The sequence below is a fragment of the Microbulbifer aggregans genome (assembly GCF_001750105.1).
In the GTDB taxonomy this organism is placed as follows: domain Bacteria; phylum Pseudomonadota; class Gammaproteobacteria; order Pseudomonadales; family Cellvibrionaceae; genus Microbulbifer; species Microbulbifer aggregans.
In genome coordinates this window covers 152,584-168,790 of the sequence record NZ_CP014143.1, presented here as the reverse complement: position 1 = coordinate 168,790, position 16,207 = coordinate 152,584, and the positions used below count along the sequence as shown (strand labels likewise).

General features: G+C 56.1%; 10 protein-coding genes. 2 read left to right on the top strand and 8 right to left on the bottom strand.

Features of this window, described 5'->3' with window-relative positions:
* Window positions 1–22: 22 nt before the first annotated feature.
* A complete protein-coding gene (locus tag AUP74_RS00710) occupies window positions 23–1,168 on the top strand; it encodes a tetratricopeptide repeat protein (RefSeq protein WP_069945870.1) in 1,146 nt (381 codons plus the stop codon).
* A gap of 11 nt (window positions 1,169–1,179) precedes the next feature.
* On the opposite strand, the gene AUP74_RS00705 is transcribed toward AUP74_RS00710, so the two are convergent.
* The 5 genes from AUP74_RS00705 to AUP74_RS00685 all read right to left on the bottom strand — a co-directional run bounded on the left by AUP74_RS00705 (window position 1,180) and on the right by AUP74_RS00685 (window position 8,897).
* Window positions 1,180–2,019, bottom strand: coding sequence for a hypothetical protein (locus AUP74_RS00705; protein ID WP_145924277.1), 840 nt, complete (start codon window positions 2,017–2,019; stop codon window positions 1,180–1,182).
* Between the two features lie 130 nt (window positions 2,020–2,149).
* Window positions 2,150–4,801 carry a TonB-dependent receptor plug domain-containing protein gene (locus tag AUP74_RS00700; RefSeq protein ID WP_069945868.1) on the bottom strand — a complete coding sequence of 884 codons (2,652 nt, stop codon included), beginning with the start codon at window positions 4,799–4,801 and terminating at the stop codon, window positions 2,150–2,152.
* A gap of 493 nt (window positions 4,802–5,294) precedes the next feature.
* A complete protein-coding gene (locus AUP74_RS00695) occupies window positions 5,295–5,879 on the bottom strand; it encodes a MarC family protein (protein ID WP_069945867.1) in 585 nt (194 codons plus the stop codon).
* A gap of 378 nt (window positions 5,880–6,257) precedes the next feature.
* Window positions 6,258–6,962, bottom strand: a complete 705-nt coding sequence (locus AUP74_RS00690; RefSeq protein WP_069945866.1) for a 2OG-Fe(II) oxygenase — start codon at window positions 6,960–6,962, stop codon at window positions 6,258–6,260.
* A 15-nt stretch (window positions 6,963–6,977) separates the two neighbouring features.
* Window positions 6,978–8,897: a tetratricopeptide repeat-containing sulfotransferase family protein gene (locus AUP74_RS00685; protein ID WP_083260733.1), complete on the bottom strand. Its 1,920-nt coding sequence runs from the start codon at window positions 8,895–8,897 to the stop codon at window positions 6,978–6,980.
* A gap of 127 nt (window positions 8,898–9,024) precedes the next feature.
* Here AUP74_RS00685 and AUP74_RS00675 point away from each other — a divergent pair, with 127 nt between their 5' ends.
* Window positions 9,025–9,747 carry a 2OG-Fe(II) oxygenase gene (locus tag AUP74_RS00675; RefSeq protein WP_069945863.1) on the top strand — a complete coding sequence of 241 codons (723 nt, stop codon included), beginning with the start codon at window positions 9,025–9,027 and terminating at the stop codon, window positions 9,745–9,747.
* A 47-nt stretch (window positions 9,748–9,794) separates the two neighbouring features.
* Here the strand turns inward: AUP74_RS00675 and AUP74_RS00670 are convergent, their stop codons facing one another.
* The 3 genes from AUP74_RS00670 to AUP74_RS00660 all read right to left on the bottom strand — a co-directional run bounded on the left by AUP74_RS00670 (window position 9,795) and on the right by AUP74_RS00660 (window position 16,155).
* Complete coding sequence (locus tag AUP74_RS00670) at window positions 9,795–11,618, bottom strand: tetratricopeptide repeat protein (RefSeq protein ID WP_069945862.1); 1,824 nt, start codon at window positions 11,616–11,618, stop codon at window positions 9,795–9,797.
* 89 nt (window positions 11,619–11,707) lie between these two features.
* Window positions 11,708–14,491: a TonB-dependent receptor plug domain-containing protein gene (locus tag AUP74_RS00665; protein ID WP_145924276.1), complete on the bottom strand. Its 2,784-nt coding sequence runs from the start codon at window positions 14,489–14,491 to the stop codon at window positions 11,708–11,710.
* Window positions 14,492–15,225: 734 nt separating this feature from the next.
* Complete coding sequence (locus tag AUP74_RS00660; protein WP_145924275.1) at window positions 15,226–16,155, bottom strand: class I SAM-dependent methyltransferase; 930 nt, start codon at window positions 16,153–16,155, stop codon at window positions 15,226–15,228.
* Between the last annotated feature and the right edge of the window lie 52 nt (window positions 16,156–16,207).

Below are 16,207 nucleotides of genomic sequence, written 5' to 3'. Positions count from 1 at the left end.
TTGTTTGCAGGGGAATATAACGATGAAAACCCCAATCGCGTCCGTGCTTTTCGCACTTTTGCTCAGTGGTTGTGCCGCGCTGCCATCCCCTGATGCGCCGCTGGATGTATCCGCTCCGCTTTCAGGGACCGCGATTCTGGGTGAGCCTGTTGACCTCGCGCAGCTCCCTGATCGAGACCTGCTTTCTCTCACTCCCGAGATTCGGCAACAGTTGGCCCGGATTGCCCCGCACCGCAGTCCTGACGCCCGCTTGGCCGGCCTGATTCGCGCGTTCGACGAGCAAGCTTTCCATGTGAACTACGAAGCGGACGCGACCCTCACAGCAGCGGAGACCTTTGACCAGCAACGTGGTAATTGCCTGGCCTTTACCCTGATGATGGTCGCGATGGCCCGTGAACTGGGTGCAGATGCATACTTCAATGAAGTGGATGTACCGCCGGTCTGGAGTAGTGAAGAGGAGCAGACCTTCGTCGTCTACCGTCATATCAACATGGTCTCGGAAAACCGGCGCGGGCGGCGGGTCGTCGACTTCAATCTGGAAGCCTATGACCCGCTATACGACCAGCGCCGCCTGGATGACCGGGAGGCGTTTGCGCAGTACTACAGCAACCGCGGGGTAGAGCTGATGCAGGAAGGGGATGTCGAGGGGGCGTTCCTGCACCTGCGCAAGGCAGTCGGCCTGAAGCCCGGCTCCGCCGACCTGTGGGCGAATCTCGGTGCACTCTATAGTCGCGCGGGACACCGGGCAGAGGCCGAGGCCAGCTACCGGCAGGCCCTGTTGTTGAATACTGGCCACCTTGTCTCTATCAGCAATCTGGAGCGGCTGTACCGGGCCGAGGGGAAAATCCAGCTGGCCGATGCCTATGCCGCCCGGGCCCGCTATCACCGCGAAAGAAACCCCTATTTTCTCTATTACCAGGCACGTGAGGCTTACGAGCAGGGTGAATACGAGGTTGCCAAAAAACAAATAAAGCGGGCACTGCGCCAGTACGAGGACGATCACCGCTTTCACTTTTTGATGGGGCTGACGAGTCTGCGGCTGGGGGATGTCGACAAGTCCAGAGAAAGTCTCCGCTTGGCTTTTTCTCTGACCGATACCGACGGCGCTCGCGCGGCTTATTTACGTAAATTACAGTATCTGAAAGATGAGGGGCTGGCATCGCAATGATATAGCGACGCCTATTGCATTAGGTGCTGAAAAGCCGGGAAACCGGTTTGCAGGCGGTTGTCCGCCAGTGTTTCAGAAAAGAGCTTTGTGCGTGATAGTCGATCCAGTTCTTGGGTCAAGGCCTCTAGGTCGTGATTTCTTACGCGGCAACAGCGCACGTAGTCGGTCAGCACAGACCGCAGAGAAATCCCATCTTTTCTCAACTGCTTGTCTACATCGAGAAAATACACCGCACCGCCCCAGTACATGGTGGGGTACTCGGAGTTCTCTCGCAGTCGCAGCGCTGCCTCCGCAAACGGTCGGTCGTCATAGCGGTAGCGCCGTGCGGCGCGCTCCACGCGTACCCGATAGCGGGCCTGCACCTGCTCCGCGCTCAACACGCCCATCTGCTGCATGATCTGGAACTGCATATAACTGGCAAAGCCCTCAGCAAACCATGCGTGCTGTCGGCCGAGGTAGGGGATAAGGAGGTGGCTGAGTTCGTGAGGTGCGGTCCAGTCGTCGAGAAATGCCTGCAGCGGGTAATCCGGATCCACATAGAAATTGACTCCCTGGATGCCAGAGCGGCGGGTATTGGCCCAGGGAACAGGTTCCCGCTGGCTTTGCCGGCGATAGAAAAAGATATGCAGGTCGAACGGGAAGGGGGCCACATGCTGTTCCACGGCCGCAGTGGTTTCACTGACCCAGCGCGTGAGCTTGGTTTTTTCCTCAGCTGTGAATGCATCCTTCCAGTGCCAGACGATTTCTGCCCTCGCGGGTGAGGTGACCAGGCAGAACAGCAACAGCCAGAGTGAGTGACGACTTCCGAATAGCAACCGATGGATCAGGGGTCTGGTGTTTCTTGCGGACACGGAGTACCTCCGCAGTAGTGTGTGCTTACGTACACAAGTTAGCGGAAAGCCCGGCGGAGACAAATTCAGACACAAAAAAAGGGGCGCCAGTGGCGCCCCCTTCTCTCAGCTTCGTTCGAAGCACCGTTGCTTAGAACTGGTAAGAGAAACCAGCCCAGGCGTAACGGCCTTTGAAGTCGTAGCTGCTGTTCCAGTCGCCGTAACCGGAAGTGTCTTCCGGCTCTTCGTCTGTCACATTGTCGATACCAGCAGAGAGGCGCATGGCATCGTTCACGTCCCAGCCTGCTTTCAGGTTCAGGTAGGTCATGGCGTCAACCGGCTTGTAGGCGCTCTCACCATCGCTCAGGTACTGAACTTCAGCACCGGCTTCCCAGTCGTTGCCGTACCACATGGCGCTGGCCAGGCCGCGCCAGTCTACGTACAGGCCACCGGTGGTGCCGACGTAGTTGACGTAGTCAGACTCGGTGCCGGACTGCTCGTTGTACTCCATGTACTCCAGCAGGTGGGTTGCCTGGGCGCGCAGGGCCAGCTGGCCGGCGTCGAAGTAGAAGTTCTTGGTTACGTCCATATCGATACCGCGGGTGTCGATCTGGCCGATGTTCATCTTCGCGCCTTCCAGCTTCACGATCTGGTTGCCGGCACCGCGGGTCACGAACTGACACGCGCTGGCAACGCCGTCACGGAAGCAGTCATCCAGGATGCGCTGCAGGTCCGGAGAGGTGATCGCGTCTTCCACCTGGATGTCGAAGTAATCCAGGGTGATGGACAGGTCTTCAACGAAGGCAGGAGTCCAGACTACGCCAGCAGTGAAGGTCTTGGCCTCTTCAGGCTGGAGGTCTTCGTTGCCGCCGATGTTGGTCGGAACCTGGTTGCCCGCCTGGGCGAAGCCCGGGTTTACCATGTCACAGTTAGCGCCCTGACCTTGAGTGTTGGACGCAGTGGTGTCACACGGGTCGATCAGGAACTCATAGCTCTGCGCGGAGCCGCTGAACAGTTCGTAGACACCCGGTGCACGGAAAGCGGTGGAGATGCTGGTGCGGAAGCGCAGATCTTCGATCGGCGCGTAAACCAGTCCCAGCTTGCCAGTGCTCTGGCCACCGAAGGTGCTGAAGTCGGAGTAGCGTACTGCCACGTCAGCAGACAGCTCTTCAGCAAACTTGGCGCCTTCCAGGATCGGCAGGTTGAATTCCGCGAACACTTCGGCCACGTCGTATTCACCGCCGGTAGCATCCTGCTGGTTGCCGAAGGTCTCGCCGCTCTGGGTCTCGGGGCTCGGGTTGAACTCACCGGATTCCTCGCGGTATTCGATACCGGTCGCGAAGCCCAGTGCGCCGCCCTGGAACTGGATAGACTCGATATCGCCGGACAGGGACGCGCCCAGGTTCACCAGCTCGTACTCGTTGTCTTCCAGGTCATCGTACTTGAAGTACTCGATGATCTCCGGGCTCATACCACCGGCGAACTGGTAGTCCAGACCGGCTTCACCGCTGAAGATCTCGTCCAGGCGGGTCTTGTTGTAGGAATTGGAAGTGGAGTTCTCACCTTCGTTGCGGCCGTAGCTCGCGAAGGTGTCCCAGCTCCAGCCGTTGGCCAGATCACCACGCAGGCCACCAGCGACACGGAAGGTATCGGTGGTCTGTTCGTAGTCACGAGTGCCGCCGTCAACCGGACGCACACGGAAATCGTTGAAGCCCGCTACCCAGCTGTCACCGGGGAAGGGATTGACGGAGTCTTCCGGATCACTGCCCGCGGCAACCCACGCATCATAGGCTTCCTGCCACTTGGCCTGCAGTTCGCTCTGAATTTCCGCCGGCAGGTGCTGCTCGGGGTTCAGCGCGAAACCATTACCAGAGTACATCGGCTGCGCAGCCAGCTGCTGGTTGGTGGTCTTGTTGGTGTAGCTGAACTCACCGAATGCCTCGACCGCGTCGGTCAGGGAGTAGGTGCCGGACAGGTTGACGCTGGTGCGCTCCATCGCGCCGGACAGCCACATGTGCTGGCCGATGTCATAGGCGGCATACGGGTTCAGGGAGACACCATCTTCGCCCACGGCAAAGTTACCGTAGTTGGTGAGGATGTTGCCATTCGGGGACATGGAGCTGAACAGGCCAGCCCACTCGCGATCGTTGTAGGTGATCTCGTCGCGAACACTGTGCGTCACGTTACCGATGAAGTTGCCGCGGGCGCCTTCATTACCGAAGGTGAAAGACACTTCACCGTTCTCGCCGCCACCTTCGGTGGTAGCACCGGTACGGGCGTTGACACGCAGACCCTCGAAGGAGTCCTTCATCACCACGTTGATAACGCCGGCTACAGCGTCGGAACCGTAAACGGCGGAAGCGCCGTCAGTCAGAACCTCGATACGGTCGATCATGTCTACCGGAATATTGTTCATATCCACAGCAGAGCTGACGCCGGAGGCGGAGGAAACAAAACGACGACCGTTGACCAGCACCAGAGTGCGGGCGGAGCCAAGGTTGCGCAGGTCAACGAATGACAGGCCCTGGCCACCGTTGTTGTCGTTGGAGTTGATGCCGGTGGTGCCCATGGAAGGCAGGTCGTTCAGCAGCTCGTCGATGGTGCCAACACCGGAGCGCTGGATAGCCTCGGAATCGACGATGGTGATGGGACCAGTGGTGGACAGCGGATCCCGGGCAATGCGGGAACCGGTCACGATCACTTCTTCAACGGCCGGACCGGGAACAGCGTCCTGGGCCACCACGCCGGTAGCGGCGATGGTACCGAGAGCGGCAATGGCTACGCTCAGCTTGGTCTTAATCATATTGCATCCTTCTTATGTACTTTGGGGGTACTAACAATGCGTTTATCTTTATGCGGCATTTTTAGCGCAGCGTGACTTTAGTGCATCAAAAATGATTAGTGAACTAACCTGTCACAATGACATATTGTGTCGATTGTAAATATCGGTTATCGGATAACCATGCCGGCTAAAAAGTGATCTGGAGAGGTGCGGGATGTCACTTCAATAAAATTATTGTTATGACAAGTTTGTGAAAATATGGGTTATTCCGGGATGAAATTTCTTTTTCTATGGATTTGATGCCGATCATCGAAATGATCAAAAAACAAACATTTCTGGAGGTTGGAGAAGAATAAGGAGGGGGATCAGGCGCTCGCTGGCCGTCTCTATGGTTAGGACATGGCAAGAGCAAGCATGTTCCAACACGCAGGCATGTGGACGAAATTCACTGCGCTAGCAGTGCGGCAGTGCTCTCGAGTGCATCGCGAAATGTAAGCCCTGCGGCCACGAACATCTAAGCCAGGCTCTGCTTAACCCCGTCGAGAAACAACTGAACCGACAGCATTACCAGTACCATCCCCATCAGGCGCTCTACCGCAATCAATCCCCGGTTCCCTAGCAGGCGGGCCAGAGGCGCGGACATCAGGAGAATCACGGCGGAAACCCCCCAGGCTCCCAGCAAGGCGAGCGTCCAGTCCAGCAGGCGTTCCCCCTCGCTGTTGGTCATCAGCATCAGGATCGCCATTGTCGAAGGTCCTGCCACCAGAGGCACCGCCAATGGCACGAAAAATGGCTCACCTTCAAGCCGCTCCCCCATGATGCCGCCCGGTATCGGAAAAACCATGCGGATGGCAATCAGGAACAGGATGATCGCACCGGCAATGCGAATGGCCTCCTGGGAGAGACCCAGCCAGGCAAGCAGGAATCTGCCGCCATACAGGAATACCAGCAGTACGATCAGCGCGAAGATCAGCTCGCGCATGATGACGTAGAGCTGGCGCCGTTGAGGAACATTCTTTAGTGCTGCCAGGAAAACGGGAATGTTTCCCAATGGGTCCATAACAAAGAGGAGAGTCAGGAATGCGGTCAGTGTATCCATATCAGTTCTTCATCAGGTGGTGGGGCGCATGTGCCAGCAACAAGATTGCGTAAAGTGCCGCATGTTAGACCGCACTGGCCGCTGACGCGCCAAATTGCACTATCGCTCACTCCCGAGCGGTACACTTGTCTGGAGCCACCGGTCTTTCTGGATTCAGGTGTCCTGGATGCGGTACATGCCAATCGCTGCTTCTTACCTTCACCTGTCAAACCGGGCCTGGGTTTGCTCGTGGCACGCTTCCGCCAGCAAGAGTGGGATTACTTGTCTGTGATTGTAGAACCTCGCACGAATAACGGGGGCAAGGTCAAGTGCTGTTGTTATATCCGTCTCTGGTAAACGCGATGTCTACACAGAATAAGAAGTAGATTGCCCGATGGCTCAAGTTTGGTTGCGGTCATGGAACCATCCGCTGATCGCCAGGCGCACTCGCGGCGCAAACGGGGCGATCGCGGTAACAGAATGGACATGCTTCACGTCGAACAAGCACAGGCTGTTGAATTCAGGAGACCAGGATTCACGTGTGGTGCCACTGTCATGAAAAAACTGAAGTAAGCCGCCCCAGTCAGGGTGCCATTGCTCGCTCAGGTTGATGACAAACGCAACACGCCTGCTTTCACTGGTGACATCATCCCGGTGCCGGGTGAGAAAGTCTCCCGGTGCGAAAGAAGTGATTTGCGCCGAGGTGGACGTCAGGGTGGGAATGCCGGTGACCGCTCTCACGGTTTTCAGTAACTGGTCACTATTGAGCCATGCAAAAAGGGAGTCGAGGGGCGCGGGTGTCTGTTTGTCGAGGCCACAGCGCCCATACCAGAAACCGACCCCACGAGCGGCCATGGTGTAGACATTGCGCACCAGCTGCTGGCGCTCTGCAGGCGGGAGGGAGGAGAACTCCTCCTTGGATAACTCCCTGTTGTGGCCCTCCGCAATATGCGCCTGTCGAAATCGGGCGTTACCAGTAATCATCTGCGCCATCTCAGTCGCTGCGGCGGGTGTGAGAAATTGATATATACGGCAACGGGAATCCCGCTGATATTCTTCCGCCCAGCTGGCGGTATCCAACTCTGAACTGATCTGATACGACATTGCCCTGAGTGCCCCCTATTTTTTGTAATTAGCGTCCGAGGTTGATTGGTTGGATGCGGTTTTCAGTTCAGTCAGGAGATCTGTCGCCACCTTCCTGTATTGTTGCCACTTGCCGGCTTCGGACTTTCTGATTGGCTTGCGCACTTGGAGTTCACTAAAAGTGAAGGCCTGGGGGGAATCTGACCGGGCCTCGAGATAGCACTCTTGCCACGGATAGCCCAAAAATTCGAAGAGCTGCCGGGCGGAATCGGTGGGGGTCTCGAGGAAGCGATCAAAATCCAGGTTATAGGTCTGATCTGGAAAAGCTTCGGCCCAGTAATCCATCAGTGCATTGCAGTGGTAGTAAAAATGCGCGAGATCTCCAGGGTCGCACGCATAGCTATGTCCTTCTGGAAAAGGTTTGGCATAGATTGACATGCATACGTCAAAGGGGGCACGTCGTAATTGTACGATTCGGGCCTGGGGGAACATCGACAGGATCATGCCCACGTACAGGAAGTTATGCGGCATCTTATCTGCGAGATCTCTTTTCTCGGTTCCGGCCCCGGCGCGCCGCAGGTATTCTATCGCTAGCTCATTCCAGTCATCCTCTTTGAGCTGATGCAAGAGTTTCTCCGGCATGTGTCCCAGGCGTTGCTGCAGTTGGGCGTAGACGAAGGGCAGTGCTTCGCTTTCACCGATGCATTGCAATTCTCCCGAAGCATCCAGCAGGCGGTGGATCACCGTCGTTCCGGAGCGGGGCATGCCGACAATGAAAACAGGCCTGTGTGAGTCGGTGGATACCTTTGGTGCGAGGTTTCCGCTAAAGACTTGCCGGGCGGTAGTCAGCAGCTCTTCCATCGTGTGTCTGTTGTACAGGGCCCCAGACTCCCTCAGCAAAGTCGACTTGGTCTGATTTGCAGCGCGAATCTGTGCATATGCTGTACTGTAGTCGCCGGCTTTGGCATGAAGTTCGGCCAGCGCAAACTGGGCCAGCTCTAGATCGTGTGGTGCCATCGACGCACCAGAGATCGCCTGCGCCAACCGCTCAATCAACACAGCATCTACGGATGCAGCCTCTGTCAGCTCGGCGACAATGCTCCAGGCGCTGCCCAAGCCAGGGCTCAGCACAAGGGCGGCATGTGCCCGCTCCAGTGCCTTGCCATAGTCACCGGAAAGCCTGGCAATCTTTGCCTCCAGCAGGCGAGATTCTGCACTGTCCTCTCCCATTGCCAGAGCCTTCTCAAGGTGTCTCTGACTATCCGCCACATTGTGACCCATAAGCAGCAGGTCAGAAAATTTCACAAAGTCGGCGGCGGTGGGATCGCTCAGCTGCATATAGCGGCTGTAAGCTTCGATCGCCGTTTTGAATTCCCGGAACTCAGCGGCAACCAGGGAGAGCTCTTTTGCGATGGTGGGGCTATTCGGAATACTGGCAAACAACTTGCGGTATATGGGAAGTGCCTTGCCAATTTGTCCCAGACGGAAATGCGATAGCCCAAGGTAATAGAAGCTCTGAGCATCCATCGGCTCCACCTTTTGCAAGGTGTCGACGGCCTGCGAAAAAGCACCGGTGGCAACCCACTCTGCTGCAATAAGCTTGAGCTGGCCTTGGGTGGCATCGGCCCTCTGCGCGATTGGCGTGAGCAATTCCTGGGCATGCTGGGCGCGCCCCTCGAGCCTGGCGATATGTGCCTCCAGGATGCGGCCGTCGATATGGTCCGGGGCTTGCCGGAGCAACTCCTCTGTCTGGCGTCGCGCCGCTTGAACTTGTCCACGACGGAGATAGACCTCGGCCAGCAGCTGCCGTGTTTGGATCACGCGGGATTGATCAACCTGGCTGGTGCCAACACTGCCTTTAGGTTTGAGGCTGTCTTCCAGTATTTCGCACGCCAAGGCAAGATCGCCCCTGCGTATGGCCTCCTGAGCTGTGTGAATGGGAGTGAGTTGATTCATGCGGATAGGGCTTCTCTGGTAAGATTGGCGAAGTTCTTTTGCTTTGGGTTTCGCCGGAGAAATCCGTTCTCGGGAATATAATTTTTTTAGTTTTTAGTTCCGGCTGGTTATCGCCGAGGGGTTGGCAATGTATCACATTTCACGGGGGCTGGACATTGAGCCATACCGGGCAGAATTTGTCGCGGAGGGCGTTGTTCAGGTTGCAGATTTCTTGCAGGAACAATCTGCCGAAGCATTGCATGCACTGCTTGCGTCCCAGCCCGAATGGAACCTTGCGTTCAATAAAAACGGTGAACATGTCGATCTGAGTTACCGGGATTACTCTGGCTGGACGGAACAGCAGAAAGCTACCCTCTCTCAGGTGGTTTGGGCGCAGGCGGAGAGTGAATTCCAGTACTACTACAAGACGATTCCTATCTACGATATCTACACTCGCAAGCTGTTGCCGGATAGCGAGCTGAACAAAGTTTATGAGCTGGTCAATAGCCGCGCTTTCCTGGATGCCATGCGTAGTCTGGTAGGCGATGACTCGATTGCTTTCGCCGATGTCCAGGCTACCAGTTACGAACGGGGGCACTTCCTAAAAGAGCACGATGACGATGTTCAGGGCAAGAACCGGGTAGCCGCCTATGTGCTGAATCTCACCAAGGATTGGCGGGCAGACTGGGGAGGCCTGTTCCATGTATTTGACAGCAGCGGCAGTATCGCCAGGAGTCTGGTGCCGGCGTTTAACGCCATCAATGTATTCAAGGTGCCCAGAAAGCATTCCGTTGCCTATGTGACGCCGTTTGCTGCTGGTAGCCGTCTCTCTATTACTGGCTGGTTGCGGCGGGGCACGCCCGGAGATTAATTGGCTCTGGGGTTCGGCTGATTTAGGCTCAGTGCGGTGTTCGACGATCAGTCGTTGGCCGGCACCACGTCGAACGGTGCCGTGATTCGCTCTTGATTCTCCGCTTCTGCCAATGGAATGGTGCCGTGCCAGGTGAACGAAGGAAACAGCACCAGCATACCCGGCTCAGGTTTCAGGCTCTTTTCGATGGTGTCGGTCTTGCCGAGCTCGTAGGGAGACTGTCCGAAATAGATATCGCCTCCCTGCATTTTATCGCCTGTTACCCTCGGCGGAACGCTTACATAGAATGCTGAGCTGATCCACCCCTGGGGATGCACATGGCTGACGTGGTGGCCGCCGCCTTTCAGCAGCACCGACCAAGAGCCGGAAAAACGAAAACTAGCGGACTTTCGTCCCAGCAGGGGGTGTGCTACGTCTGCCGGCATGGCAGCAATGTATTCGCTGACCACTTCTGTAAGGCTCTCGCGAAGGGCCTGGATAATGGGGTCGCGTTTGTACAGCAGGCGCCCGGGTGTTTGCACCCCTGCACGAACAGACTGGTTGAGTGGTTGTGTCTTGAGGTTGTGCATCAGCAGCAATGTTGCCCGTAATTCCCCGAGGAACTCACTTCGGCTGCTGAATCCGACCGGTGTGGGAATTTCAAAAGCCCGCACAAAATCATTGCCTCTGGTGAGCCAATGGTAGCGCTCGTCGCCAAGCATTTTCCAGCAGGTTCCGCGGAGGGCCCACAAGAGCTGGTCTTCCGGAGCCCGTTCCAGATTGTCGGCGATCTGCGCTTCACAGCGCTCGAATTGTCCCGCTCGGATCAATGCAATAAAGAACTGCTTGGCGACGCTCAATTCCGGGTAGCCGGTAAAGGCGCGCTCATACAGTGGCAGGGCCTCGCTCGAGTTGCCACGCTCCTCCGCTATACGGCCTCGCAAGAAAGAAATACGCGGATCTGTAGAGGCCTTCCAGCCGGAGTCCAGGTGTTGCGCAGCTTCATCGAGACGCTTCGCTGCCAGCAGATCCTCTACCTGTGCGATCGCGACCCGGATATCCGAGCGCTGATTGTGCGGAATTTGGCGATAGCTCTCCCCAAAGGCGGCCTGTTTGCCCCGCTGCCAGTAAATTTCATTCAGCGTGCGGTGGGCATCCAGATACAGTGGGCTGTTGGTCAGCAGCTCAGTCAGGTTTTGTTCCGCTTTTTCGTAGTCACCGAGGTTCAGTAGCGTAAGGGCACGTGCATACTGAATATCAGCGGAATCCGGGCGCAGACGCAACGCCCGTTCCAGCAGGGACAGGGCCTCATCATTTAACTCCAGCGCCGAGCAGGTCAGGGCCTTGCCATAAATGGCAGTGACATGCTCCGGTTTTAGGGATAGCGCCTGGTCAAAATAGTTCAGTGCATCTTCAGGCTGGTCTTTTTTCCGGTAGATATTGCCGAGTAGAGTGAGGATTGCCGGGTCATCCGCCGCAAGTTGCCGGGCCTTCCCTGCGTGCTCAAGCGCAGGCTCCAGATCTCCCAATTCATATTCCAGGATGGCGAGGTTGCGCCAGGCGTCCTGAAACTTGGGGGCTATATCGATTGCGTGCCGGTAGTGCAATCTGGCCTGAGAGTTATCGCCAGCGCTTTTCAGGAAGTTGGCAAAATTGTTGTGTACCTCAGGTTGATCAAAGTTGATCTCCAGGGCTCGAGTGAAACAGGTTCTGGCCTGTTGGTGGTTGGCCACAGACGCGTAGGCCAGGGCAGACAGGTGCAGAACATTGGTGTCATGCTGATTGTGCGCCGCAAGTTGCTGCAGATAGGGGAGGGCGCGGGCAGCCTGGCCAGTGTTGATCAGTTGGAAAAGCTGGGCAAGGGTCTGAGGGGTGACTTGGAGCTTGTTCATGTTTACAGCTATTTTTTCTCCGATACCTGAAAGAGAAACGGCGAGCTAAGCTCGCCGTTTCCTTACCTCAACTCACTACAGGTTCAATCTTACTCAAACCGGTAGCTTGCGCTCAAGAAGTAGCGCGGACCAAGCAGGTCGTAAGTCGACGGGAAGGTGTTGGCCTGCTCCTGGGCGTCGCCGAGCGGAGTCGGTTCGGTGTCCAGGGCATTCTTCACGCCGAAGTTCAGGTCCAGGTTCTCGGTCATGGCGTAACCAAGGCTCAGATCCAGATAGGTTTCTGCATCCAGAGTCGGTACCACCAGATCGGAAGCCGCTACGCCATTGTTCTCGATCACGTCGTCTTCGGTTTCACCCAGGTAGCGAACCAGTGCGGACAGGGTCAGATCACCGCTGGTCCAGGTGATACGGCTGTTCCAGTTGAACTCCTGACGGGGAGAACCACAGGTATTACCGAATACGCCGGCACAGGTGTTGACGCGCTCGGGCAGGTCGGCAATCGGAGTCTCGTCGTAGTCCAGCAGGTAGGTGCTGTTGAAGGCGAGGCTCAGGTAAGAGCCACCATCAATACCGAAGTCCAGATCGGTGCCGTAGTTGACGTTGAAGTCAATACCGTTGGTTTCGATCAGGCCAATGTTTTCGTTCAGTACATTAACGATTTGAACGTTGCCGTCTCCGCGGCGGGAAATGGCCTGACAGAACGGAGAGTTGATGTCCTTCACAACGTTGTAGCACAGGTCCAGAACGTTGTTTACACCACCACCCAGTACGTCAATGGCGTCTTCGATTTCGATGCTGTAGTAGTCAACAGCAATATCGAGGCCTTCCATCGGCTGAGCGACAATACCGAAGGTAAAGGTGTTGGAAGTCTCTTCCTTCAGATCCGGGTTACCACCGAACAGGCCTTCTATCTGGCTGTTGGCCTGAGTGAAGCTGCCGGCAGTAACACCAGTAGCGGAACACAGTGCGGTATCGGTATCAGAAGTTACGTTGCCGGCGGCACAGGGGTCGTCAGCAGACGGGAAGCCGTTGGACTGGCCCAGGAACAGCTCAGATACGTTGGGCGCACGTACGGCCTGCTGGAAACCAGCGCGGATCTTCAGCATATCGATCGGCGCATAGTTCAGGGCAGTCGCGTAGGAGCTAACACCACCGATGTTGGAGTAGTCGGAGTAACGAGCCGCAGCCCAGAAGTCCAGACTCTCGACGCCAGGCTTGCCAGATACCAGCGGTACGTTGATCTCAGAGAATACTTCCTGAGCATCGTAGCCACCAACGGTCTCTTTACCGGCGTTGAAGCCGAGAACGTCACCGGCGGACAGGAAGGAGTCCGGGCGGTAGGTGGATTCATCGTTGCGGTATTCCAGGCCAAATACCACGGCGACCGCTTCGTCAGCAGACGGCAGGGTGGCCAGGGAGCCGGACATGCTCGCGGAGAGAACTTCCTGAGTAATGCTGGTCACGTTGGTTGCGCCGACGTTAATAAAGTCGATCGCTTCCTGTGAAATGTTGCCAGCACCCCAGATGTTCAGTGGCGCACAGCCGTTGGATGTGTCCTGACAGGCGGTGCCAGCGTCATTGACCAGGATGGCCTGACGGAAGCGGGACGCAGCCACGTCGTTGTTCAGCAGGTTGGTGTTTTCCAGGTTGCTGTAGCTGTAGTAGGTGTCGAACGACCAGTTGTCGTTGATATCGCCGCGGAAGCCGCTGAGGATGCGGAAGCCGTCACGAGTATCCAGGGACTGGCGGGAACCGTTTTCTACCATACGGCGACCGACGAACAGGTCTACCGGGGTGCTCGCATCAACGCCGGCAGCTACGTTCATATCGCGCAGAGTCTGCTGGAAAGCATCATCGAAGAACGGAGTGTTCGGGTTCACGGACACAGTAGTGAAGGCCGGAGTCGGGGCCAGTTCCTGCGGTACTTCGTTGTGAGAGAAGGCCATCTCACCGTATGCAGTCACTTTATCGCTGATGTCGTAGTGCGCGAACGAGCTGATCAGGAAACGTTCCTGCGGCAGCTGCAGGTAGTTGTCCGGCGCATAGTTGAAGCGGTCGGCCGGATCCATCCATTCACGGGAGGTGCCGTCTGAATTGAAGGTAGTGCCGGTATCGAACACCAGGGTGCCCGGAACACCAGAGGAACCACCGGCAACCAGCTGGCCGCCGCTCTCGGTCAGAGCAACGTTAGAGAAGTCGCGGTCGCCCTGCATTACTGCTTCACGCTCGGACCAGGATGCGTAGACAGTGGCGTTACCACGACCGTCGGCAAAGTTTCCACCCATGGTCAGGTCGATGTTGGACTTGGCGCCATCACCTTCGCCGGTGACGTCGTACAGGCTGGTGATCTGAACGCCTTCAAAGTCGTCGACCAACTGGAAGTTAACAACACCAGCCAGAGCGTCGGAACCGTATACCGCGGAAGCACCGCCGGTTACTACGTCAACACTCTTGATCAGGGTGCCGGGAACGGTGTTCAGGTCGACAATGCCGGTCTGGGTGGCCGGGATGTAGCGACGGCCGTTTACCAGTACCACAGTGCGGTAGGAGCCGAGGCCGCGCAGGTCAACGCGCGCAGTACCGTCACCCGGGTTGTTGGAGCTCGGGCCAAAGCTGGGCAGGGTCTGCGGGAGTTCCGCCAGCTTCTGCTCAACGTTCAGGTTGCCCGAAATTTTGAATTCTTCTGCGCCGATAGAGGTTAGCGGGGTTACTGATTCCAGGTCCTGACGCTTGATACGGGAACCGGTTACGACAACCTCTTCCACCAATTGTGCGTCTTGCTGCGCAAAGGCGGGCATGGCAGGAACCATGACTGCGGCTGCGGTCAGGCTGATAGCGCCTTTCACAGCTACGGACAGGAGGTTCTTTTTCATTGTAAATCCTCTCTTGATCGTTGGACTTATAGTGTGTTGCCCACGCGGGCGATGATTGGAAGCGGCTACCCCCAAGCGGCCACTTCCCTCCCAACAGAGCTATAACGTGTGGCTCAAAATTCGCCTCAACAAAAAAATCAAGTAAATTTTCACAAAAATAACAATATACAGTTCGTGACATATTGTCAGGTTCGGGGGGTGGAGAGGTGGGCCTTTAGGGCGTGTCATTGATAGTCATGAAAGTAATAAAAAGTCGCCATTTCGGCGGGGCGGAGGCTTTCCGTGCCTTGGGCTTTCTTTTCTTTTTTAGGCTGAGGGGACGGGCTCCAACAAAAAGTAGTGAGAGCACTCATATAGAGTAGTGATCAGGGAAAGATTGCCATCGGCATTAGTGATCGGGCTATCACTGGAGGACTTAAGAGCTACGTACGATAGCTGGCCGGATGACACCTCTGGAATTCTGGTGCAGACACCCTTGCGACTCTCATCAATGAGGGGGTAAGGCAGCTTTGAGTGCGATCTGGCGTTGCCTCACACGGTGATCGATGCTCCCAGCGTTAGAGGATATTGTGGCAACCCTGCTATGGCCGGGCTGGACTGGACCGGGCTGGACTGGGGGAGAGGCTTGCTCTTTGGGAAGGGCGAGAGAAAGGTGTTACTCCCGGATTCGCGCCTGGTCGCTGAGCGCGGGCTCGTGGAGATATTACTTCTTGCCGCCAGCCGGTTGTCGCTGCTCACTTTACCAAATGGATGTGGACGCCAATTAATTCTCCACTCTGGTAAATGTCTCTTGTTGTGACATCTTTGAAGCCGCTACGGGTTGCCAGATTAACGATGCTTTCAATATCGGAGTCTGACAGGGCTGCGTCTGCCATGTCCTCAAGCCGGGCCATTGCCGCTGAATACTCTGATTTGCGCTCACGGAGCGCTGCAACGACTTGCGTGGTGTCGACTGTACGCAATCTTTTTAGTTGGCCGGCGATATCTGAAACCAGCACGTGACAGAGCTGTTGACCTTGATGCGCCTCTTTAAAGTCATTGATGTCTTTGTTTAGCGCTTTGGCCTCTTGCGGGTTGGATGATCCGGTTTTTCCATAAGCCTGGGTGAACCTCTCGGCTGCATCGAAAATGCGGTATTTTTGTAATGCCGAGCGGTAAATAGTGATTTCCGCAACGGACTTTTTGACCACTATGGCCCGGTCCCGATGGCATAGGAAGTCGGCGACACCCTTCTGAGAGAGTGTTCTGAACACCTCGGGGATTGACTGGTCCCACCTGCCATACTCAATTCCATACTGGGATGTAATGAGGTTGAAGTGGTCAGCCGGAAAAGCGAGGGATTCACAGGGCATGTTGCTGAAAAATTGTATCGATTCTCTTAGCTCCATTATCTCTTTCGGAGCGTCAATAGATGCAGGTATCTCTGCTGCATCGGCTGCCAAAATTTCCAGCGATAAGTGGTGCTGTTTGGAGATTGCAGCGGCAATACAAGCAAGGGCGCCATTGCCTGTTGCGACATCCAGCACACGACTATTTGGGTTGGCAGTTGAAAATACCTTTTCCCAGAATTCTCTTACCTGCCCCTGATAGTTGTTTCGCAAGGAATCACCGAAAGTGGTGATGAACCCCTGTTTCCAAAACTCATCCCAATGTTGTCGTCTCATGAATCTAATCCCCAAAACTAAAAAAGGGCCAACATAGTTGACCCTTTTTCTT

Coding starts and splice junctions, on each gene's coding strand:
- AUP74_RS00710 (WP_069945870.1), top strand. CDS start 23: ATGAAAACCCCAATCGCGTCCGTGCTTTTCGCACTTTTGCTCAGTGGT.
- AUP74_RS00700 (WP_069945868.1), bottom strand. CDS start 4,801: ATGATTAAGACCAAGCTGAGCGTAGCCATTGCCGCTCTCGGTACCATC.
- AUP74_RS00695 (WP_069945867.1), bottom strand. CDS start 5,879: ATGGATACACTGACCGCATTCCTGACTCTCCTCTTTGTTATGGACCCA.
- AUP74_RS00690 (WP_069945866.1), bottom strand. CDS start 6,962: ATGTCGTATCAGATCAGTTCAGAGTTGGATACCGCCAGCTGGGCGGAA.
- AUP74_RS00685 (WP_083260733.1), bottom strand. CDS start 8,897: ATGAATCAACTCACTCCCATTCACACAGCTCAGGAGGCCATACGCAGG.
- AUP74_RS00675 (WP_069945863.1), top strand. CDS start 9,025: ATGTATCACATTTCACGGGGGCTGGACATTGAGCCATACCGGGCAGAA.
- AUP74_RS00670 (WP_069945862.1), bottom strand. CDS start 11,618: ATGAACAAGCTCCAAGTCACCCCTCAGACCCTTGCCCAGCTTTTCCAA.
- AUP74_RS00665 (WP_145924276.1), bottom strand. CDS start 14,491: ATGAAAAAGAACCTCCTGTCCGTAGCTGTGAAAGGCGCTATCAGCCTG.
- AUP74_RS00660 (WP_145924275.1), bottom strand. CDS start 16,155: ATGAGACGACAACATTGGGATGAGTTTTGGAAACAGGGGTTCATCACC.